Below are 20,560 nucleotides of genomic sequence, written 5' to 3' on the forward strand. Positions count from 1 at the left end.
CTTCAATAGGAGATCTAGCCTGCAACCACGGTTTGATTACGACCTTTGTCTTTGGCACTGTAAAGCGCTTGATCCGCACTTTCGACCCACTGTTCGATCGAATCGTGGGCTTGGTTAAGCTCACTACAGCCTAAGCTAATGGTGATTTTTAGATTGCCTTTACTGGTTTTAAAGACATTTTCTTCCACTTGGGATCGAATCTTCTCACAGTAAATTTTGGCATTTTCTTGTGTGGTGTTTAGCAGCAAAATACAGAACTCCTCACCACCATAACGCCCAACAAAATCCCCTCGACGGGATCCGCTGGACAACATTTTCGCCATTTCCTGCAGCACAGCATCGCCAGTCTGGTGACCGTAGTTATCGTTCACACTTTTAAAATGATCTATATCGACAATGACTAACGAGTGCGGACCACTATTCCCTTTTATATAGGCATCAAAGGTAAGCTTAATCGCTCGGTCTAAGCTAGCACGATTATGAAGATCCGTTAGCCCATCCGTTTTACTCAGTTGATCTAGCTTACGATTAACAGCAGAAAGCGCGGCTTTATTGACAGCCACATCCGTTACATCATAAACCACTAAACATAAATGATTGACCGTACCGTTGGCATTATTAATCGGACGAATCACAACATTCTGAAACATCAGCTCTGAAATGCTGGTAATGGCTCGGTAAGATTTAAACGGAAATAAATAAGGGCGCTGTTCCCACGAAATGTAAATGGGCGTTCTTAGCGCTAATACCGTATCCAATTTTTGCTGTAACCAGTTTTGATTGATGGATGGAAAAATATCAAACAAGCTACGTTGACGAGCACTCGTCGAACTCACACCAGAATGGTTTTCCATAAAACCATTCCAAAGCTCCACTTCGTAATTATTGTTGATCACAACCAATCCCACATCGATATGCTGCAACATATCAAACAACCAATGCAGCTCGGTCATATCTGTCTGTTGCGTCATTTCAATCATCCTCAACCAAATAAGACAAAAGATCCTCTAGTACGGGTAAGGAATCTTCTGTGAACAACAACATCAAATCACAACTAATTTGGTAATTATCCACTTCGTATACGATCTCAACAGCCAGCGTTCTTTTCCATTGAGCACGTTTCACATTAATAAGATCAGCGACTTTAATATGCTGACCTAAGACCACTGGATGACTGTAGCTGAAATCAATATTTAGCTGGTCACCTAGCGCTTTAATAAAAGGCCCTATTAATACAGAGGAGATATCCATCTGTAATTCAACTTCTAAATTATGATCAATGTCTTCCGTCACATTTAACAGTTTGGCCATTTCAGGAAAACTTGAGTCAGAGAAGATCAGCAATGCTTCCATCGCAATGCCGGCACCAACAAACCCTTGAGTCACGGCAGAGCAACGACCAGTATTCATTGCACCGTAGGTCAGTGCCATCTGTAATTCACTGACTTCTAAAATATTGACTTTGGGGACAGGCAGTTTCACAAACACATTGAGCATATCCGCTAATACACTCGCAGCCCGCCCCATCGCGACGTTAGACACTTCTTGCAAACACTGACTTAGACTGAAGTCGTCTGCGGCACTGCTCTCGAGTACTAAACCCTGTGAGTTCGCGCCATCACCAAACAAGTTGTAGTCTTCAAGTGCTTTTTCCAGTACGTCTTGATCGACCGGTTTTTTTAGAAAGTCTAATGCGCCCAGTGCTTTTACGCGCTCCAAAGCTTTCGTCTGGATATCACCTGAAACGACTAACACCTGAGGAGCGTTGGCAACCGACTGCAATGCTTCTAGTGTTTGGTAGCCATCCATCACAGGCATATTCAAATCTAGAAACAGAACATCAACTTCATTCGATTGAATATGCTCCAATGCTTCTTGACCGTTTGTCGCGAATTCTACTTGGGCATCCCATTCTTTGGGCAAAACTCGAGCTAACTGCTTACGCGCAATTCCAGAGTCATCACATATGAGAACTTTTTTGCTCATTAGAGTTACAACCGCCTATGAATTTAGAGCAACTAACCGCTCAATTTTTCTACAAATTTCATCAAGTGTATCGTTTTCAATACACGATTTATAGTCACTCTTTCGACACACTGATATTAGGCAAACGACAACAGCGCCTCAACAACCTGCTGTTCATCATAACGGTCAGGCTTATTGCGGATAAGATCCGCTTTTACGACCGTTACTCCCCATAACTGCAACTGTAATTCATCCACCTCACCATAATCGTAGTTGCTGTCTAACAGTATCCAATTAAGTACAGGCGTCTGACGGTTTAGTTCTGGCGAACCGAGCATTAAGCGCAACAAATACTCGATACGAGCCATGATTGACCAACCCTTTTGTTCCGGATCCTCCCCTAAATTCGGCAAATACAGCTTAGGATTTGGATTCGCTACGATCGCCTCAGAAACGCCGGACACCAGTAAATTAGCCACAACACTGGTGAAAAAACTGCCTGGTGGATAACAAATGATATCGGCTTGCTCAATGTTCTGCCGACGGTCTTCAGGGACTTGCGCTGATATAGGGTGATTCTCCGTCAAGCCATGATTGAGCCAAATCTCTTCAATTGGAGACGACAATGGCCGACATTCTTTTCCAGTTATCAAGTGCTGACCTAAGATACATTCACCGGAGATTAAACGAACCCCTAAGTGATGTGTTTCATCCACGATCGTCGTGACTTCACCAAGCGTTTTAACCAGTCGGGAGAATAGAAAAATAATGGGATCAAGTAATTGCTGATTGCCCAAATACCCTCCTGAAATAATCAAGTTACCAACACTGGCCCCACGAAGATCAAAGTCCTCTGGCAAATGCGCTTGCAATCGAGCCAATTGCGCTTTGATCAACGATTTCATTGGTGCCACAATGGGCTGCATCAACACATGAGAACCATCGGTTAATTGACCAAATTCCTGCCACAACTGCTCATCGGACATATCGTGTGCCAAACGGTAGCTGAACAGATCAAATACATCGGGCTGCCCTAAAACCGTTTCGTCCGCCAATGCCATAATGCGACTTCGTAAATCCCCTACCGCTGGCATATCAAATGCTTGACGTAACTTTGCCGAACTACCGCCAGAATCAAACGGAGTGACCATGTGGATCGAATGGTGTGTATAACGCTTAAGCTGACGTGAAATTTTATTAAGAGCAGAGCCGCCACTGAAAAATAAAATAGAAGGGGCGAGCTCTGGGAGGCTTTGATAACGATGAACTCGGACGGAGTCCGGTACCACAAGTCGACGCGAGACGTTGAACATAAAATTATCTACTACTGGGTCAATGGAGGTTCTTCCGTGGATTCAGCTTGATGTAGGGCTCGCCATACCATCATACAGTTTCGGCCACTATTTTTTGCTTTATAAAGACTTTTATCCGCCTGATCAAAAACCTTTAGAACGGCATCTTCAGCAGTTTGCTGAACACTAATGCCACAGCTCACACTCAAATATTCGTGAGGCGATGTTGGATGAGGGACGCGTTGGCCGTAGACATCCTCAACAATGGACTGAGCAATATTGACTGCCCGGCGCTCTGGGCAGTCAGGGATAAAGACTAAGAACTCCTCCCCACCATAGCGAATCGCAAGACCTGACGCAGGTGTATTGCGCTTAATCACAGACGCCACCATTTTTAAAATATTGTCGCCCTGCAAATGGCCTAGCTGATCGTTATAGTGTTTAAAATAATCCACATCAAATAACAGAACCGCATAACCACCTTCCCTCTCCCCTGATTGGAAAGAGGCCACTTGCGTATCAAACAACTTTCGGTTTAGTAACCCTGTCAGTGGGTCAATTTTTGCTTCACTTTCCACCACCATCAAAGTTCGCTTAAACTCTTGCTCTGCTTTGATTTGCTCCGTTACGTCCATGAAACACACTAAGTCAGCTCGCTGGTTATCCCAAAATACAACATCGCTGACAATTTCATACCAATGCTGATTGTGCTCATCTAAGTACGTTGCTTTATCAGCTGCTTTTAAACCACTTTTTGATGCTCGAATACTCTGCTGAACTGATTCAGGGAATTCATCCACACAACGCAACTCTCGTTCCGAAAATAACTGGCTCAAGGATTCACTGCAATACAAGAGTTGCTCACCTTGAAACACCGCCACTTTCATGTGCGAATGTTTAATAATCATCTGCAGTTGGTGGCTTGTGGCTTCGATTTGCTGTTGCTGAGCGGTGATCGTATCCACATAATTCTGCAGCTGCTTCACCAACACACCTAATTCATTACGCTCATCAAACAGAGCCACATCGTCAGCGGTGATCTTTTTCTGTTGCCCGACTAAGTGTTTCAGTGCCTGTAAACGCCTGAACAGTTCCCGATGTAAATACACAATCAACGACAAAGCAACCAGCAACTGAATAATAAACATCACCGTAAGCACATCGATAAAGCGTTCAGAACTCGCAGAAATATCATTTGCTTGAAACGTGACATTGTCTTCTGTTTCTATATATACACGATGCCCAAAATCAACCACGCTCCCTAGAAGAATTCGATTTTGAGTACTGAGCCCCAAAACTTCTGTGCGATAGACTTCTTTTTTGGACAGCAACTCAAATACACCGTTAGGTGCACTGATCAATGGATTGATGGCTTGAAATGATGCGCTGTCTACTTGAGATAACGACGCCAACGTTTTGCGGATGTTGGCCAGCGTTCTATTCTGCTCGTAAAGATGCTCGTTTGCTGCCAACTGGTTTAAGTCCTGCCAAAGACTATCCAGTAAGACTTTCGCATCGGCTTGATTCACTAATTTATAATGCTCTATGGCTTGTTGTAGAGCTTCTGTGGTGCGTGCAATCAACGTATCTTCTACTTGATCTAACATCGCTTTAGAAAGCGACATATTCATAACACTTGGCTCAACTTTCGCTACAATTTCTGTCAATCTTTGAATTTGCTCGTTAGCGCTGCCAAGCGTTTTTAAGCTAAGTTGTAGCTCTTCCACTTGCTGACGTACTTGTGACATCAATATTCGGCTGTAAGCAGGCGAGTTACTATTAGAGACTTCATTAGAAAGTGTTGCTAAACGGGTGATGCTCAGCTGAATACTGTTCAGTGTTTTTAAGGCAGGCAGCTCTTGTTCTGATTGTTTCGAAACCGCAATGTTTAATTGAGAAAAGTAATACAGTGAGACTGCGCCCGACACCAACATCAGCAGCACCATAGTGAACACAGCGGCTGCAATTCGAGCACGCAAACTCTTGCGAATACTCAACGATTTATCGGGCATAAATTAACGACCTATATCACTTGAAGGTGTGCGATTAATGATTCGACCTTCAATGGCTGGAGAAATGGTGTCAAATTGCTCTAAATAGTCAGAGACAATATTCCATACAAGACGCTGACTGCTTAAGTTATCGGAAATAACCGTTACGTCAGAAAAATTATACCCATCCCCACCTTCTAGCATGTAGTCCGAGATAGCTAGGGTATAGCGCCCTTTTTCAAGAGGCTGCCCTTGAGCATTCTTTATGCTCATTATACGTTGACCTACGGGCTTGCTGCCATCGTATTCATAATGAAGCCCAGACACCTGAAGGAAGCGGCCATCTAAATCTTCCACGCGAGAAACACTGTGCTCTAACAGCTGCTTAATTTTGTCCGCATTCACTTCGACGACGTAGACATTCCCTCCAAAAGGTAACTCACGCTGTACGTCTCGACGGGTTAGCACATAGCCAGCTTCATAATCACGATAACCACGAATCCCACCCCCAACTGTCGCGGCAAAATCCGCTCGAGTATAGTGCCGTATCGCATCCAAAACGATGTTCCCCCAACGGGACTCTTCGCTACGTAAAATATTACGATGAGAATCCATTGGCGCAGCAAGAGTAACGAGTTCTTGATTCAGTACCACGTCTAATTGACTTGTATAACGTTTGATCACAGCTTGGAGTTGATCATCTGGCGGCTCATTCGCCACATGAACAATGTGCCCCGTCATTCCATTAGGCTGAATGTCAATCACCGCTAACTCGTCGTCGACACCTCCAGAGAACATCACTAATGGGCGCTCTGAGTGCACTTTATCCGCGCCATCCTGAGTCACCATGATAATGTCTAGGCTCTGTAAGCGACTCAGTGGGACAGATTTCAGATAAGAATTTTCGGTAATTAACAGTACTTTATCTGCACCCTGCTGACGTGCTTGCTCCGCCCAACGCAGCAACTGCTCAGACGTTTCATCCACAATGGCCTGATTAAACAAAAAAGTCGTGTTTACTTCACTCGATACTGTCATCAGTACGGCGAGGGTCATATCACCTAGTGGCAATAAAGCGTAGGGGCGCACGCCTTCAACATGACTCAAAGTGCGACGATCCAATAAATTCGATAACACCATAGGAAACAGAGCTTGTGTACTCAGTAAAGAAATTTGGTCAAAACCGTCGTTGAATTCTCGTCGATTGACGCCCAGAGCATCAACAGACATCGAATTCATAATAGATATCATATGAGCGCCTTTGTCATAAACCGATAACGGATTCGGATAAAGGCTATCACCACCATGAATAAACAAGACTGGCTCATCACCTTGTTTCATTCTTTTGACGTAATTTGAGATCTTCGCTAAGGAATAACCATTTTCATCTGGGTATAACTCTGGAGCATTAGAGGTGAAAATGATCTTCGCGGCCTCCACATTTGCACTCATTAAAGTGATCGTAAAAAGCGTTGTAATAATTCCTTTCATATCGGCGGTCTCATAACTATTTAAACGTCAGTGTACATTCAACTTATTGAGTAAACATGACAGTCAGCTAGACATCTTGATGCTTTTTCCCTAGCCATGTATTAATCACCTCATTCAAGCGGTCTTTTGAAATAGGCTTAGCAACATGATCATCCATGCCTGCCTCAAAGCAAAGCTGGTCATCACCTTTCATTGCATTTGCGCTGAGTGCAATCACCGGTACATCTTTCGCTGTTGCAGATTCGGTTCCTAAACAGCGTATTTTGTGAGCCGCCTCATAACCATCCATGACTGGCATTTGACAGTCCATGAATATTAAGTCGTAGGTTGTTTGCGCCATCATATCTAATGCAACTTGACCATTTTCTGCCACATCCACCGACAAACCAAATAGGCCAAGCATGCCTTTAGCGACAATTTGATTGGTCAAATTATCTTCCACTAGCAAGACTTTTGCCTGTAAGTCCATAGACGTTGCCGGCTCGGTTTGATCAACAACCGTCTCAGATGTACGGTGCTGAACACTGTCTAATGCAGCAAATAATGCTTTACGATGAACCGGTTTATACACTGATGCTGCACCACAACGCTCAACTTCGGTAGTTTGACTTCCCTGACTTACGAGCACAATCACTTGATTTTGAATCGTGACCATTGCTCCACGAGTTTCATCATTTAAATAAGACTCATCAACAATCAATATATCGCCGTCATTGATAACATTTAGATTCGGTAGCACATCCGAAAACTCACTGGAAACGTGCCATCTTTGCAGCATGGCCTGAATGTAAGGTTTATCCTCCGCCTCTAGCCCCAATGCATAGACCTTAGATACGTTTTGCAATGTTTTTGAAGATAGCTCATTCAAAACCGTTTCTTTAATCGGTAAATTCAACTCAAACCAAAACGTCGCACCTTGCCCTAATTGGCTTTCAACACCGATCTCACCCATCATAGCATCGATCAACTCTTTACTAATCGCCAAGCCTAGCCCCGTACCACCATAACGCCTTGTCGTAGAGGCATCAGCTTGCTTAAAGCGTTGAAACAAACGTTTTTGCAGACTATCGGAAATACCAATACCACTATCAACGACTTGCAGCTTAAAGGTTGCTTGATTACCGGCTTGAACTTCTTGATGAGCAACCAGCCGCACCACGCCTCCCGTTTCGGTAAATTTAATCGCGTTGCCTAGTAAATTAAGAAGCACTTGTCGTATACGTAAACGATCGCCAAATACCATGGTCTCAGGCAATAATGTTTGTGGTGCGACTAAAACCAAGCCCTTCTCTTGGGCTTTAATACGCATCAAACTCGAAACATCCTCAAGTAAGTCTTGTAAATCAAAATACTCTGGTTCAAGTTCTAATTCGCCCGCTTCAATTTTAGACAAGTCCAAAATATCATTCACCAAGTCCAGTAACGCATCACCACTTTGATGCGCAAGCTCCACCAGCTTTTGTTGCTCCGTACTCATGGATTGGCTCTTCATTAATGTAAGACTGCCCAGCATACCGTTGAGTGGCGTACGAATTTCATGACTCATATTGGCCAAAAAACGGCTTTTAGCTTGATTCGCTTCTTGGGCCTCTTGTGACACCTGCTTCAGCTTTTCTCCTGACTCACGTAACGCTAAGTTGGCCTGAGACAACTCTTTTGTACGCATGGCTACTTGTCGCTCTACTTGCGCGGCATGACTGAAGACAAGACTCAATACCCATCCCAACAGTCCAGCAACGAATAACCCCCCCACCAGAACGAAATGTGTTCCCCAAGGCTGCTCGATAAACTCTGAGTGACTCACATGAATCAATTCCCAGCGGTGAGCTCCAACCGGAATCATGGATCGATGATAAAAAGGAAATGCTTGCTCAGATATTCCCTTTAATAGCGCGTCACTGCTTAACGATGCATTTTTGCTAGAGGCGAGGATGTACGGCGCTTGATTGGCTTGTCGATCAACTAAATAGACTTCAACACCGCCTACTGGATTACGATCCAGTATGCGGGATGATAGGTCATTGATTTCAAAGAGGCCTGTCGCCATCGCATAAAGTTTCTGGTTTTTATATGCAGGAAGAAAAATCAGAACGGCTTTCGTATTCTGGATTAAGGTAATACTAGACGTCGGCATGGCAGCATTGAGTCTGATCGCATTTTTAATTGCGGTACGTCTCGATGCTTCTGAATAGACATCAAACCCAACTGCCTTCTTGTTCGGCTCAAATGGGTAAATCAACCCTACAGACACATAACGATCTCGTGCCTTTACAGGCTCCAACTCACCTTCCGAATTTCGTTGCTTGACTTCAAATGGAAAGCCATACAAAGCACTCATAGTGGCTTCGTAATCCGAAATGTCTTTCGCTTCAAGTACATGATTAACGGACAGCGCTTTGATTGCCCTATCTTGACTCATCACGACGTCACTGTAATTTTGGAACTCTTGTCTTGATACTTGACCGCTCCCGCGAATGTAACCCACCAGACCGTAGAGAACATCTGTTGAATTCTTTACTCTTTCGCTGAGCAATGTTGAGCTTAAATCGGCATTTGCGTTAAAGGCTTGTCGCTGTTTGTCAAACTCAAAATACGCTGTTGATATGGATAGAATCACTGTGGTTATCGCCACAATAAACAACGCCAAAATAATACGAACGGGGTGATCGTAGTAAACGGAAAAATGCTTACGGAACAAGACGGCTAACCATGGCACTAAGACAATGACGCCCACGGAGTCACCAAGCCACCAACTTAGCCAATTTAATGGCGCTTGATCCGCCGACAAGACACCAAAAGAATAGAGAATAAAGGTTCCCGCGCTGGCACTGACAAGACACCCAATAGGACCCGCTAACAAGATAAAACTTAATACATGGCGTATGTTATAAAACTGAAGTTTTTTGCCAATAAAATATCGTATTAAGGCGTAACTAAACGCCGTTTGGACAGAGCTGCCCAACGCGATAAGCACGGGGATTAAAAAAGAAATTTGCCCCGTATTGCTATAACCAATAGAGATATTAACTAAAGCAGAGCCTAAGAAAACACCCATGACAGGGCGATAACCAAATAATAAACACGCCGCAATGGCCACACCCGATGCCGGCCAAATCACCGTGGCATACCCTGGAGGAATGGCAAATGCCTGCCCAAGCCAACCCGCCGCAAAATAACAAATCGCCGCGATGATAACTATTTTCAAACTTTGATTTATGAGCATAAATACCCTTTCTAATCTCGGTGCTCGCATTGGTAGAAGGTCTACCTAGAAGCAATATTCCGCAGCATTTTCCCTTCTTTCGAATATAGCAAAGCTAAGCATTTAAATATAAGAAAAGATGAAAGAATGTGTAAATGCGCTTCTTAGGGATTAAAAGATAGTTAACCGGCAATCACACATGCTGAATTTGAAGATTGGTTTTTTGGAGGGGCTAGAAACTAAAAAACCCCGCTATAAGCGAGGTTTTAAATGGTGCCCAGAGGCGGAATCGAACCACCGACACGAGGATTTTCAATCCTCTGCTCTACCGACTGAGCTATCTGGGCATACTTTAACGGGATAAGGCACCGTTTTTTTACTGAAAAATTGTATAAAACAAGCTTTTAGTAAAATGGTGCCCAGAGGCGGAATCGAACCACCGACACGAGGATTTTCAATCCTCTGCTCTACCGACTGAGCTATCTGGGCAAGTGCGGCGTATTATAAATAACTGATCATACTCGTCAACTCTTTTTTAAAATTTTTATTGATAAGTTAGTAAATTAGCGCGCTCTGGTATGATTAACACATCTTGAGGAGACCTTAGATGCTAAACATTGTTTTATACCAACCAGAGATTCCACCTAATACTGGCAATGTCATCCGACTTTGCGCCAATACCGGCTACAAGCTGCATCTTATCGAGCCACTTGGTTTTGATTTAGATGAGAAAAAAGTGCGACGTGCTGGGCTTGATTACCACGAATTAGCAAATGTTAAACGCTACACCGACTGGGAAGCCTTTCTTGAGCAAAACGAAGGTCAGTTGGGTACTGTTTATGCCTTGACAACAAAAGGTAGCCACACTCATTCTGAAGCACAGTTTAAAGCCAATGATGTTCTTGTCTTTGGTCCAGAAACAAGGGGGTTGCCAAGCGATTTTATCGAAGCGCTCCCCTATAGCCAGCGCTTACGCTTGCCGATGCAAGCGGGCTCACGTAGCTTAAATCTTTCTAATACCGTAGCCGTGATGGTCTATGAATCATGGCGACAACTTGATTACGTATTACCCAGCTCGAAATAAAGGGAACGTACTATGCTGCTAGGAAAGCTAATACATCGCCAAACTCGGTCCCGATTAAGATATCGCAAGCAAGTACACCTGCATGCCGCCAAAGATCTAAAGCGACGCTTTATAATGCTCGCCATGGTCGTTGCTGTACACAGCATCGCGATGGTGTATTTTGAAGACTTAGATTGGTGGCAGGCATTTTGGCTAACCATGACCTCGGCCAGCACCACAGGTTATGGCGATTTATCGGCAGCGACTTTTTGGGGTCAGTTTGCCACCATTGTATTAATCTACGGTATGGGTATTACCTTGCTGGCTCAGATTGCCAGTGACTACGTAGAAATTCGCATCATGCGCAAAGAAATGAAGATCAAGGGACGCTTGGAGTGGAGCGATATGCAGGATCACCTTTTAATCATCAATACACCTTCAACGAATACTGAACGCTATTTGAGCTTGATGGTTCAACAAATTTGCAATACTCCTGGATTAGATGATGTACCCATTCAAATCCTGACGCCTAAGTTTCCAGAAGGGTTGCCGGAAACACTCAGAGCAAAAGGCGTCGTTCACCATACAGGTGATGCAACCAGTCCTGGCATGCTCAACAATGCAGGGGTAGCAAACGCTAAATACATCGTGGTGCTGTCCCCAGATAGCTTAAATGCCCACAGTGACAGTTTGGTGTTTGATACCTTACACCGCATTCAAGAGATCGGTACAAAAGCTTTCATATTGGCGGAAGCCATTGATGATGCGAACCGCCAACGCTTCCGTGAAGCAGGCGCCAAAGCCGTCATTCGACCAATACGTGCTTACCCAGAAATGCTGGTACGCTCAATTGTCGCACCTGGCACCGAGCAAGTACTGGAAGATTTGTTTCGCTATCAAGGTGATCATACCGTACGCATAAATGTCTCGTTGTACGATGTGCGCTGGGCGGATGTGGTGACACAATTGATTCAACGAGATATGGGCACAGCCATTGGTTTTGAAGATACGATGGGGAATATTGTGACGCACCCTAAATCAAGTGAGCACATTAGCTTAAACGCTCTAATACTATTGATTGGGGAAGATCAAGTTACGCCAACCAGTGCAGAAGTAAAAGCGCTTCTAGCCCCAAAAAACTGACGTTCAGATCACACCAATGACGCATAAAAAAGCCAAGCAAAAATTGCTTGGCTTTTTTATTAAAGTTGACCCGTCAATACAAGGTACTTTTCCATTAACTGTTCTTCCGATTCCTTGAAATTAGGATCATGAGGGATACAGTCAACAGGACATACCTGCTGGCATTGAGGCTCATCGTAGTGGCCAATACATTCGGTACATTTAGTAGGATCGATCACGTAGATCTCTTCACCTTGGCTAATTGCTTCGTTTGGACACTCTGGCTCACATACATCACAGTTGATGCATTCATCGGTAATGATTAGAGACATGATGCTCTCCTAATAAATCTGATGCCACTCAGGGCATTCATATAATCAATCAAGAACGCTTTTCAGCCGCCAAAGCGGCTTTATGATAGTGTTCGGTTAACACGTGCTTCACTTTAGGGTGAACAAACATTCCGAAGTCACCATTCAATGAAGCAATCTCACGCACCAATGTTGACGATATATAGGAGTGTTTTTCTGACGGTGTCAAAAATAGGCTCTCTACATCCGGTGCAATAACGCGGTTCATATTCGCCAGCTGAAATTCGTACTCAAAATCCGATACAGCACGTAAACCACGCACAACAACCTGACCATTAACAGAGCGTGTAAACTCAGTTAATAAGTTATCAAAGCCAAGTACTTCGACATTATCTAAATGCCCCAAGACATCCTTAGCCAGTTCAATTCGCACATCATGAGCCAAGACCGGTCGTTTCTTAGGACTTGCCGCTACAGCAACAATAACCTTCGGAAACAGTTTAGCCGCACGCTCCACAAGATCGGTATGACCGTTTGTGATGGGATCAAAAGTGCCTGGGTAAACTGCGATTGTACTCATAGCTCTAGTCCAAGTTAGTTTTGTTTAAAGAACCAGACGATTCTCGGCTTACCTTTAGGCTGGGCATCATATAAGAATATTCTGTTCTACTCAAATCAGCCGCCTAAATCTGACCCAATTTGTTAAATAACAAATGGCGCAATAAATTGTTTCAGCACCGAAATGCCTAAGAAGATAAAAATCGGCGATAGGTCAAAACCACCCAAAGATGGAATAAAGCGATGGCATAAGCGATACAAAGGTTCACATATTTGCATCACCAACAATGCCCCTGGATGACTCGACGAAGGCGCAACCCAACTTAAAATCACCGAAATCAACATGGCCCAGAAATACAGATCCAACAAGTGGTAGACAACACCTGCCACCGTATAAATCACGTAATGAGTAGGCGTTAACTTGAAACCCACAATAGTCATCACTAGAACGAGAATCAACGCTTGTACAGCCAGAGCCAATACCACAGAAGACGTATCAACACGACCAATGGACGGAATCACTTTACGCAAGGGCTTCAATAACGGACTGGTCGCTTTTACAATGCCTTGGCTAATAGGGTTATAAAAATCCGCGCGGGTTAATTGCAAAACCAGACGCAACAAGACAATAAATAGGTATAAGTTACCTAATGTTTTTACTACAAGAATTAGCGGATCACCCATCTTTTTGGCTCCTGTTTACATTATTTATTGGCAAATTCTTCGCCAAGTTCTTTAGAGCGCTTAGCACATGCTTCGATCGCTGCAGTAAAAAGTGGTTCAATGCCCTGCGCTTCTAACGTTTCCAAAGCCGCCTGAGTGGTTCCATTTGGCGAAGTAATATTACGGCGAAGCTGAGCAATGTCATCGTCTAGTTGGGTCACCATTTCGGCCGCCCCTTTCATCGCGTACGTTGCCAGTTTACGGCAAGTAGCGTCATCCAGTCCCTGCGCTTTACCTGCTTCAATCATAACTTCAAGAACTCGGAAGAAATACGCTGGTGCGCTACCAGATAACGCAGTGACCGTATGCATTTGGTCTTCTTCATTGACCCAAACATGGTTACCGAAACTATCAAAAGCTTGAGCAACCCATTCTTTTTGTGGCTCAGTCGTCTTGTCATTGGCAATCAAACCCGACATGCCACTGCCGACTAACGCTGGCGTATTCGGCATAGAACGAACCACGGCAACAGGTTTAACCAACCATTCAGCTAACGCATCGAGTTCAATACCGGCGGCAACGGAAACAAACAACTGATCATCACGCACAACACTGGCAAAATCTTCTACAACCGATTGCAGCATATTGGGCTTTACACATAGAAAGACCACATCAGCTTGTGCTACAGCGTCTTTGTTGTCGGCATACATTGTAATACCAAAACGCTGCTCAATCGCCTCATGATCGTCGACATTAATGGAACTGCCAACAATAGACTCACCATTATAACCACTTGCCCGCAATCCACCTATAATCGCAGATGCCATGTTACCTACACCTACAAAAGCAATTTTTAAACTCATTTTTCACCTATCTAAACTAATGACTTAAGCGAGCTAAGCTCGCTATGATGTGTAATTTCGCGCACCGAAAATTGCTGTACCGACGCGTACCATGGTGCTACCTGAGGCAATGGCAGCGGCCATATCTCCAGACATTCCTATAGACAAGGTGTCAATATCACAATCTTGTTGTTGCAGTGCTTTAAATGCCTGATAAAGCGGGGCATATACTTGAATTTGATCCGCTTCGCTGGTTTGCGGCGCAGGAATCGCCATTAACCCTCGCAATTTGATATTGGGCAGCTGTTGTATCAACGATACCATGTCATCAAGCTGCTCTAATAAAATGCCTGATTTAGACGCTTCACCACTAATGTTAACTTGGATCAGAACATTCAACGGTAGCTGTTCAACAGGGCGCTGTTCACTTAATCGACGCGCAATTTTCTCGCGATCAATGGTGTGTACCCACGCCATTGTTTCTGCTATCTGGCGAGATTTATTGGATTGGATCGGACCAATGAAATGCCACTCGATATCACTTAGGTGACTCAAATGCTCGTGCTTATCGACCGCTTCTTGAACGTAGTTTTCACCAAACATTCGCTGACCTGCCGCATACGCCGCCTCTATATCAGCCAAAGGCTTAGTCTTACTAACCGCTAACAAGCGTACGCTATCAGAGGTTCGATCAAACCGTTGCTCTAACGCTACAATGTCTTGTCGTACATGCTTAAGGTTTTCCGCGACTGACACAGCCTTCCCTCTAAACTCGTTAAATATATTAAACGTCGTATGCTTCATCTAAGTTCTGAACAAACTTACCGTAGTATTCAAGACGGTAACCTAGCCTCTCCGAAACAGCATTCGCAGCCGCGACAGACGCAACGTGCAGTTTTATATGATTCGCTTGCTCTGGGTACAAAGACATCCCAATTTTGACGTCGCCACTTAATACGGAAACTTGATTAGGGTCCACCTTCAATAACGCTTTCTCTATTTTTTGCGCTACGATCGGAGCATCGTCTAATTGCATAATCCGCATGGCCATCACAAACTCGTGATCCGTCTTGTTGGCTAACAAATCATTGTCTCGCAACGTTTCTCGTAATGTATCTGACAACAATTTCAGTTCATCCTCGTTTGCATCTTCATTGACCAATACAGTGACATAAGCCAAACGCTGAAAATAACGTCGTGCGTCTCGCAGCATCATATCTAATGCTTTATCAAAGGCATGAGATTGCAGTAACCCGGTTACTTTATTGGTGTGCTCTTGCAGCCGAACGTCTGTATGAAGACGCGCAACGATGGCATTAAACCAATACGGTAATGTTTGAAGCACTTGCTCAACGGACCAGTAATACAAACGCCGCTCAGATTCAGAATTCAAATTTGGTGAGAATAAACAAAAAGTTAGCCAGTTTTTGTTTTCATCGTGCAAACTTACCATGTCACACGTTTCAAGAAAGTGTTCATTCAGAGAGTTATGCCAACAGCTCCAGTCTGTTTTTGTGGATAGATTATGTTCTCTAGCAAATGGTCGTGATGGGCTGGCTACGAAAGTAGACAGCGTCTGCGGTATATGATGGAGGACGCCGAGAGAATCGGCCATTTCAGGCCAATCTTGATAGTTCAAAATGCGCCACTGAACCAGCTCTTTATCACACCAAATAACGCATGGACGCAGTGTATTAGGAAACAACGACCAAATACTGTTTACAACCTGTTCAGTATATGAAGTCAAACCAGCACTGTTAGCCACTAAATCCAACAAAACCAGATCAACTTTGCGTAGCTGTAACAAAAAATCGCGCTGTATGAGCGATTCATGCACAGCTTCAATCTGTGACGAGTCTTGCTTTAGTGCATCCATTATTGCTGTCTCCATAAACTCCATTACCAAACCAGTTAAAGCCCTTAACAAATATAAATACGCCCAGTAGGGCGTATTTATATAAACCTGTTAACTCTATCATAAATTAGAGTCTATTCTGAGCAAAGCTAGCTAAGTGTGTACACGCGCTGCCCAGAAATAAAGGTCTGCACAACTCGGCCAGTCATTTGCTCACCCGTAAAGCCCGAGTTCAAGCCTTTAGATTTACGTGTTGGATGATCCCAAAGCCAGCGATCGGTACTATCGAAAATAACAAAATCAGCAAAGCTACCGACAGCTAAAGAACCCGCTTCTAGGCCAAAACATGCTGCCGGACCATAGGTCAAAGCGGTAAGTAGCTGATCCAGAGATAAGTCGCCCTCATCCATTAAACGTAGCGCCAAAGGCAGCAAAACTTCTACGTTTGCCATACCAGGCTCAGTTGCTGCAAACGGTGCGACTTTAGCCATTTTTTCGTGAGGTTGATGATCCGAGCAAATTGCGTTGATAACGCCTGTCTTTAACCCCTCAATAAGGGTCAAACGATCGTTCTCAGAACGCAATGGCGGAATAACATGGAACTGACCATCAAACTCTTTCAGTACTTCATCGGTTAATAGCAGGTTATGCAACGCGACATCACATGTAACGTCTAACCCTGCCGCTTTCGCATTCGCGATCATTTCGACAGACTTAGCACAAGATAATCGAGCAAAGTGCGCTCGCACACCGCTTTTTTCAACCAGCAGCAAATCTCGCATCAATGCAATGGTCTCTGCTGTTTCTGGAATTCCAGCCAAGCCGTGCATAGTAGACATCATGCCTTCATGGGCGCATCCACCTTCAGATAGACTACTGTCATCAGAGTGAAAGACTACCAATAAGTCATGTGTCGCGGCGTATTCAAGCGCACGTGAGAGTACTCGATTACTCGCAATATCATGACCGTGATTGGAAAGCGCTACACAGCCTGCATCTGTCAAAGCAACCATATTGCTCAATTGCTCACCTTGCAATCCTTGCGTGAGCGCACCAATAGGGAACACATTCGCCATCCCCGCGTCATCGGCTTTATCTTGAATCAAAGCAGCAACGGCCGGCGTATCCACAATCGGCTTCGTGTTAGGCGGACAAATCAACGTAGTCACACCGCCGGAAACAGCGGCCCTTCCTTCGGAAGCAATGGTGCCTTTTTGAGAATAACCCGGCTCTCTTAAGGCGACGGCGGTATCAACCAATCCTGGTAATACCCACTTACCTTCGACATCAACAACCTCACAGTCGTCGAAACCAGATGGCGCTTCGCCAATGGCCACTATACGATGGTCTTCGACAAATAGATCCACAACAGCGTCCAGATTTTGACTCGGGTCGATGACACGACCATTACTAATACGCAATTTCATAGTTAGCCCTCATCTCCCGCCGTCTGTTGTTCTTGCATTTGTCCACTCATGGCCATGGACATCACAGCCATGCGCACCGCAATACCATTGGTCACTTGATCAAGAATGACGGCTCGGTCGCTATCCGCCACCTCCGAAGAAATTTCCACACCACGGTTAATTGGGCCAGGGTGCATAACAATGGCATCGGGCTTCGCCCATGCCAATGTTTCTTCCGTCAAACCGTATAAACGGTAGAACTCGCTCTCGCTAGGAAGCAAAGCCCCCGCCATACGCTCTTTTTGCAGACGTAACATAACAACAACATCCACATCATCAAGACCCACTTTTAGGTCGTGACAGATCGTCGCCCCCATGTCGCGGAAATATTCTGGCACTAATGTTTTTGGTCCAACTAAGCGAATATCATCAACACCTAACGTTTTTAAGGCGTGCAATTCAGAACGTGCTACCCGAGAGTGAAGAATATCGCCCACTATGGCCACTTTTAAGCCTTCGAATTGGCCTTTGTGGCGTCGAATGGTCAACATATCCAGCATTGCTTGCGTAGGGTGAGCATGACGCCCATCACCGGCATTAATAATGGCAACGTTTGGGGTGCAGTTTTCGGCGATGAAATGTGGAGCGCCACTGTCTTGATGGCGCACGACAAACATGTCACTTTGCATCGCCTCTAGATTTTGTAGGGTATCCAGTAAGGATTCACCTTTCGACGTCGCTGACGTGGCGATATTGAGATTGATAACGTCCGCCGATAAGCGTTTTGCAGCCAACTCAAATGTTGTACGAGTTCGCGTGGAATTTTCAAAGAAAAGATTAACGACTGTTTTACCACGCAACAAAGGTACTTTCTTAACGGACTGCTCGCCCATTGAAAGGAACGATTCGGCACGATCGAGAATCTCTGTCAGAATATCTTTACTTAAGCCATCCAAGGTTAGAAAGTGCTTTAGTTGACCTTGTTCGTTTAACTGTAACGCCCGAGGGTCGGATCGCATCATAGTTTGCTTTCCTCAATCACTATGTATGATAGGAAAATGCCCGGCGTAGACTTGGCTACGCCGGGCATTCGTGGAGCTAGATGATTACCAGCGAACCACAGTATCCAAGATCTAATTGTCGTATGAGTTGCTTAAAAAATAAAGCGTACATACTAATTTTAGTGGGTTTCCATCACAGAAACAGACAACGGTGTCGGCCCAGACAATTTTATCCGCTGATTTTCAGTCAAGGTGAGTTTCTCCCCAACAATATCCGCACGAATAGGCAACTCACGACTGTTTAGGTCAAATAAAATGGCCAATGTGATACTGGCAGGACGACCGAAGTCAAAAATCTCATTCATCGCCGCCCGAATCGTACGCCCAGACATCAACACATCATCAACCAGAATGACATGACGATCTTCAATGGCAGGTAGATTCGTGTGCCCTACCTGCGGGTGTAGACCTGCGCGAGTAAAGTCATCACGATAAAAAGTAATGTCTAACGTCGCCAGTTCTTCATTGGTCGGCACGGCGTTAAGGATTTCATTTGCCACCCATACGCCACCTGAATGAATACCAACCACAATAGGGTTTTCTAGGTTTTGCTGCCGACAGTAGTCAGCTAACTGCTGCTTCATTGAGTTCAGCGCTTTATCGAGATCCAACGTCATGTGTGATGGTTATCCTTGATTCATTCTTCGGGTTGAGAAGCCAGCTGCGCAAACCATGATTCCAAAATCATTTGTGCTGCCAGCCCATCGACCGAATTTTCTTTAAAGTTCCGATGCCCGCCTTGAGCAATCACATGCCCTTTCGCTTCATAGGACGAGAGGCGTTCATCCATCATATGGTAAGGACGGTTATAACGTCCATGTAGACGTTTCGCGAACTTTCGTGCCCGTTGACACATTTCATTTTCGCTACCGTCCATATTCAAAGGCAAACCCACCACAAAGGCATCTGGCAGCCATTCTTCAACTAAAGCACTGATCGTATCCCAGTTAGGAATACCTTCATTCGCTTTCAATGGATTAAGGGGACGACCTTGCCCTGTGAGGCTTTGGCCAAAAGCCACACCTATTCGGGTCGTACCAAAGTCAAACCCCAATGCAGTATAAGCTGCATTGGGGTTTGCTGATGTATCTGATGTTGACACTTGGGTCATCAAGCGTGTCCTATTTCAGGCGATAAAAAACTCATATCCAAACCTAGTACTTTTGTCGCGGCACTAAACTGCATATCACTCGGTGTATTAAATAATACGTCTAAATCCGCTTCACACACCAGCCAATCATTGTTCGCAATTTCATTTTCTAACTGACCTTCTTCCCATCCGGCACAGCCTAAGGTAATGAGAAACGATTTAGGCCCATCTCCAGCGGCAATGTGCTCCAGAGTTTCAAGCGACGCTGATAAACACACGTCCTCAGTTACAGCTAAGGTGTTCCCCCAACTCCGATCACTAGTATGCAGAATAAAACCGCGTTCAGACTCTACGGGGCCACCTACATAGATGGTTTCGGAAGTAAGTTTGGGGCGAGCCATTTGCATTCCCAAATGCTCTGCGAGTTCGCCAAAATCAATACTGGACGGACGGTTTATTATCACCCCCATCGCGCCTGTGTCCGTGTGTTCACACAAATATACGACTGTGTGTTCAAAATTTGGATCATTCAAATGTGGCATAGAAATCAAAAAGTGATGCTTTAACGATTGAAAAGTATTCATCATACGAACCGCCCTCTATTTGAAATCGACGCAAGAGCTCGCGTCTGTCTATTCCCCGATCGAT

General features: G+C 44.6%; 19 protein-coding genes and 2 tRNA genes. 2 read left to right on the plus strand and 19 right to left on the minus strand.

Features of this window, described 5'->3' with window-relative positions:
* Positions 1–14 precede the first annotated feature (14 nt).
* From AYW76_RS13095 to AYW76_RS13130, 8 genes are all read right to left on the minus strand, one after another.
* Complete coding sequence (locus tag AYW76_RS13095; RefSeq protein ID WP_067220969.1) at positions 15–971, minus strand: GGDEF domain-containing protein; 957 nt, start codon at positions 969–971, stop codon at positions 15–17.
* A gap of 1 nt (position 972) precedes the next feature.
* Positions 973–1,986, minus strand: coding sequence for a response regulator (locus AYW76_RS13100; protein WP_067032936.1), 1,014 nt, complete (start codon positions 1,984–1,986; stop codon positions 973–975).
* Between the two features lie 116 nt (positions 1,987–2,102).
* Positions 2,103–3,278: a GAK system CofD-like protein gene (locus AYW76_RS13105; protein WP_067220974.1), complete on the minus strand. Its 1,176-nt coding sequence runs from the start codon at positions 3,276–3,278 to the stop codon at positions 2,103–2,105.
* A gap of 11 nt (positions 3,279–3,289) precedes the next feature.
* Complete coding sequence (locus AYW76_RS13110) at positions 3,290–5,269, minus strand: GGDEF domain-containing protein (protein WP_067220979.1); 1,980 nt, start codon at positions 5,267–5,269, stop codon at positions 3,290–3,292.
* A gap of 3 nt (positions 5,270–5,272) precedes the next feature.
* Entirely contained in the window at positions 5,273–6,739 is a 1,467-nt protein-coding gene (locus AYW76_RS13115; protein ID WP_067220984.1) for a bifunctional metallophosphatase/5'-nucleotidase, read from the minus strand.
* Positions 6,740–6,806: 67 nt separating this feature from the next.
* Entirely contained in the window at positions 6,807–9,962 is a 3,156-nt protein-coding gene (locus AYW76_RS13120) for a CHASE domain-containing protein (RefSeq protein ID WP_197467826.1), read from the minus strand.
* A 250-nt stretch (positions 9,963–10,212) separates the two neighbouring features.
* Positions 10,213–10,288 (minus strand) — tRNA-Phe (locus AYW76_RS13125).
* 66 nt (positions 10,289–10,354) lie between these two features.
* Positions 10,355–10,430, minus strand: a tRNA-Phe gene (locus tag AYW76_RS13130).
* A gap of 118 nt (positions 10,431–10,548) precedes the next feature.
* On the opposite strand from AYW76_RS13130, the gene trmL reads away from it, so the two are divergent.
* Together trmL and AYW76_RS13140 are read left to right on the plus strand one after the other, a co-directional pair.
* Entirely contained in the window at positions 10,549–11,025 is a 477-nt protein-coding gene (trmL, locus tag AYW76_RS13135) for a tRNA (uridine(34)/cytosine(34)/5-carboxymethylaminomethyluridine(34)-2'-O)-methyltransferase TrmL (protein ID WP_067220988.1), read from the plus strand.
* A gap of 12 nt (positions 11,026–11,037) precedes the next feature.
* The gene (locus tag AYW76_RS13140; protein ID WP_067220991.1) at positions 11,038–12,147 is read left to right on the plus strand and encodes a potassium channel family protein; all 1,110 of its coding nucleotides are present in this window, start codon (positions 11,038–11,040) and stop codon (positions 12,145–12,147) included.
* 59 nt (positions 12,148–12,206) lie between these two features.
* Here AYW76_RS13140 and AYW76_RS13145 read toward each other — a convergent pair whose 3' ends face one another.
* The 11 genes from AYW76_RS13145 to AYW76_RS13195 form a co-directional block, all read right to left on the minus strand.
* Complete coding sequence (locus AYW76_RS13145; RefSeq protein WP_067032924.1) at positions 12,207–12,458, minus strand: YfhL family 4Fe-4S dicluster ferredoxin; 252 nt, start codon at positions 12,456–12,458, stop codon at positions 12,207–12,209.
* Positions 12,459–12,507: 49 nt separating this feature from the next.
* On the minus strand, positions 12,508–13,017 hold the full coding sequence (gene coaD, locus AYW76_RS13150) for a pantetheine-phosphate adenylyltransferase (RefSeq protein ID WP_067032922.1): 510 nt from the start codon (positions 13,015–13,017) through the stop codon (positions 12,508–12,510).
* A gap of 122 nt (positions 13,018–13,139) precedes the next feature.
* Complete coding sequence (locus tag AYW76_RS13155) at positions 13,140–13,679, minus strand: YggT family protein (protein WP_067032920.1); 540 nt, start codon at positions 13,677–13,679, stop codon at positions 13,140–13,142.
* A 20-nt stretch (positions 13,680–13,699) separates the two neighbouring features.
* On the minus strand, positions 13,700–14,521 hold the full coding sequence (gene proC, locus AYW76_RS13160; RefSeq protein WP_067220994.1) for a pyrroline-5-carboxylate reductase: 822 nt from the start codon (positions 14,519–14,521) through the stop codon (positions 13,700–13,702).
* Between the two features lie 42 nt (positions 14,522–14,563).
* Positions 14,564–15,304 carry a YggS family pyridoxal phosphate-dependent enzyme gene (locus AYW76_RS13165; protein WP_067220998.1) on the minus strand — a complete coding sequence of 247 codons (741 nt, stop codon included), beginning with the start codon at positions 15,302–15,304 and terminating at the stop codon, positions 14,564–14,566.
* On the minus strand, positions 15,285–16,376 hold the full coding sequence (locus tag AYW76_RS13170) for a nucleotidyl cyclase domain-containing protein (RefSeq protein ID WP_067221001.1): 1,092 nt from the start codon (positions 16,374–16,376) through the stop codon (positions 15,285–15,287). The genes AYW76_RS13165 and AYW76_RS13170 overlap by 20 nt, the downstream gene beginning before the upstream one ends.
* A gap of 128 nt (positions 16,377–16,504) precedes the next feature.
* Positions 16,505–17,782: a dihydroorotase gene (locus tag AYW76_RS13175; RefSeq protein ID WP_067221003.1), complete on the minus strand. Its 1,278-nt coding sequence runs from the start codon at positions 17,780–17,782 to the stop codon at positions 16,505–16,507.
* A gap of 2 nt (positions 17,783–17,784) precedes the next feature.
* On the minus strand, positions 17,785–18,783 hold the full coding sequence (locus tag AYW76_RS13180; RefSeq protein WP_067032909.1) for an aspartate carbamoyltransferase catalytic subunit: 999 nt from the start codon (positions 18,781–18,783) through the stop codon (positions 17,785–17,787).
* Between the two features lie 158 nt (positions 18,784–18,941).
* Positions 18,942–19,439 (minus strand): bifunctional pyr operon transcriptional regulator/uracil phosphoribosyltransferase PyrR, encoded by a 498-nt coding sequence (gene pyrR, locus AYW76_RS13185; protein WP_067032907.1) that lies wholly within the window; start codon positions 19,437–19,439, stop codon positions 18,942–18,944.
* A gap of 20 nt (positions 19,440–19,459) precedes the next feature.
* Complete coding sequence (gene ruvX / locus AYW76_RS13190) at positions 19,460–19,933, minus strand: Holliday junction resolvase RuvX (protein ID WP_067032905.1); 474 nt, start codon at positions 19,931–19,933, stop codon at positions 19,460–19,462.
* Positions 19,933–20,499, minus strand: coding sequence for a YqgE/AlgH family protein (locus tag AYW76_RS13195; RefSeq protein WP_156489077.1), 567 nt, complete (start codon positions 20,497–20,499; stop codon positions 19,933–19,935). Before AYW76_RS13195 ends, ruvX begins: the two co-directional genes overlap by 1 nt.
* Between the last annotated feature and the right edge of the window lie 61 nt (positions 20,500–20,560).

It is taken from the genome of Marinomonas gallaica (assembly GCF_001639745.1).
GTDB lineage: Bacteria > Pseudomonadota > Gammaproteobacteria > Pseudomonadales > Marinomonadaceae > Marinomonas > Marinomonas gallaica.